3 protein-coding genes are annotated in these 2,012 nt (G+C 44.9%); all 3 read left to right on the top strand.

Translation table 11 applies throughout. From position 1 onward, the window contains the following. The coding region (locus NWF01_06670; protein MCW4024703.1) for an ABC transporter ATP-binding protein at positions 1-204 on the top strand (204 nt) is incomplete at its 5' end. Positions 205-403: 199 nt separating this feature from the next. Next, positions 404-1,162, top strand: a complete 759-nt coding sequence (locus NWF01_06675; protein MCW4024704.1) for an adenosylcobinamide amidohydrolase — start codon at positions 404-406, stop codon at positions 1,160-1,162. Positions 1,163-1,371: 209 nt separating this feature from the next. Then, positions 1,372-2,012 (top strand): YihY/virulence factor BrkB family protein (locus NWF01_06680; GenBank protein MCW4024705.1); only part of this gene is annotated, 641 nt, incomplete at its 3' end.

The raw sequence follows: 2,012 nt of genomic DNA on the forward strand, positions 1-2,012 counted from the left end.
GATGTTATGGTTTTGATTCGTGGGGGGGAGGTTTTTGCGGCTGGTTTGCCTGAGGAGGTTTTGACGGAGGAGAATCTTGAGCGGGTTTATGGGGTGAAGTGTAGTGTGACCCGCTCGTTTCTAGGCGTCCCCCAAGTAACCCCGTTATCAGACGGGCATGGGGGTCTAAAGAAGCCACCGAATGTTACCCTGCCACATAAGTGATGAGCCACGTTGATTACGCCCTCAAAATAACCTTACCAAAATCCCGCGAGGCGGACTCTATTATTCAAGGTCCACCAGTGAATAAACTGTTTCAGAGTTTGCTCAGACCTCGTGTAAGCATGACTCACATGAGTTTAATCGTCTGACCGATTCCCTAAAGCTGTAAGCAGGTAAAAGTGAAAACTAGAGATGCTTGAACGTGAAAGAAGTCAGTGAAAAATTGAGTGAAAAGAAACTTGCTGTTTCGTTAAAGGATGTGGAAGCCAAAGTAATTTACCCTGTCTATAGGGGTTTTAGGTTAAATACTCTGTTAATTGGTTTTGAGGGTGACAGTCGGGTGCTTTCCACGTTGGATGGCTACCGAAAGGTGTCTTTTGTAGGTAACACGTATACTCCTCTGAAGCTTTCTGAGCGTACAATGAAAAATTATCGAGAGTTTAAACGCAAATTGCCTTTGGCGCTAGGGCTTAACCCTAAATCAATTGCTTTCTTGAGCACAAGCGTCGACATGGATAACTTAGCTGTCTGTGAAAAGTCATATGAAGAATTCACTGTTTGCTGTTTTGCTACTGCAGGGGCAAAGGGTAATGCATTGCGAACGGGCGTGGATGAAGCGGTTTATGTGGAGCGGGACGGTAAATTTGTTGGTGCTCTCGGAGCCGCTGGAACAATCAACGTGATTCTTCTCACCAACGCTGCTTTAAGTGATGGTGCGATGGCACGTGCGATTATTACGGTTACGGAAGCTAAGACTGCTGCTCTGCAAGATTTGAATGTTAAAAGCGTGTACAGCTATAATCAAGCAACTGGTACAGGAACAGATAACATAATTGTGGCTTCGGGAAAAACTGGGACGCCTTTACTCATTACGAGTGGACACACAAAGATGGGTGAGTTAATTGGTTGTGCAACCAAGATTGCTGTTGCCGATGCGTTGAAGAAACATGACGGCTCATAAAACAGTCAGCTGAAAAATCAGGACACGACTGGTTTTTTGCTGTGTACCATTTAATTGCTTTCAAGGGCCGGGAGACCTTGAGTGGTTTTGCTGCTTAAGTGTTTGTCAATCACATTTTAATATTGGCTAACCTTACTTTTTGGTGTTTATCTAACTGTCTTTCCTTGTGTGGGAGAGTTGTTGACTGTTTTGGTTAAATGTGGTTGTTTATGAATCGTAAAGAGTTATGGTTGATTGCTAAGGCGGCTTTTCGAAAGTGGCAGGATAACAACGCTACCATCAGGGCTGCGGCTTTGGCGTTTTTTGTTGTTCTGCCGTTGCCTTCTGTTCTGCTTATCACGGTGCTTTTGTATTCTCAGTTTTACGGGTCAACGCAGGGCACTGAGCAATTGATTGCGCAGATTCAAGCCATCGCTGGACCAACAATTGCGAGTCTTTTCAGTCGGCTTCTTGAAGGCGTAACCAACACTTTTACGTCTTTGTTGAACTCTTTTTTGAGTGTGGTTTTTGCTCTTTTGGGTGCGGTGGGTGCGTTTGTTGTGCTTCAGGACACTTTTAACACGGTGTGGGACGTACATTTGCCCAAAGGCAGAAGCCTTAAAATCAGGATTCGGGAAAGGCTTGTCCCGTTTGTTCTAATTGCAGTTTCAACAGTGCTTGTTATCGGCTGGTTAGAGTACACCACTTTGCTTTTTGATTCCATCAGCAGTGCCCTTAGCCGCGTGACAGGAACGTTTGCTGCTTCCGCGTTTTTTTTCATAATTCAGCTGCTGTTTTCGTTTGCGTCTGCGGTTCTTCTGTTTGCCATAGTTTTCAAACAGATTCCCGACGTTAAAATCGAATGGGGCGA

Source organism: Candidatus Bathyarchaeota archaeon (assembly GCA_026014585.1).
Classification (GTDB): Archaea; Thermoproteota; Bathyarchaeia; order Bathyarchaeales; family Bathycorpusculaceae; genus Bathycorpusculum.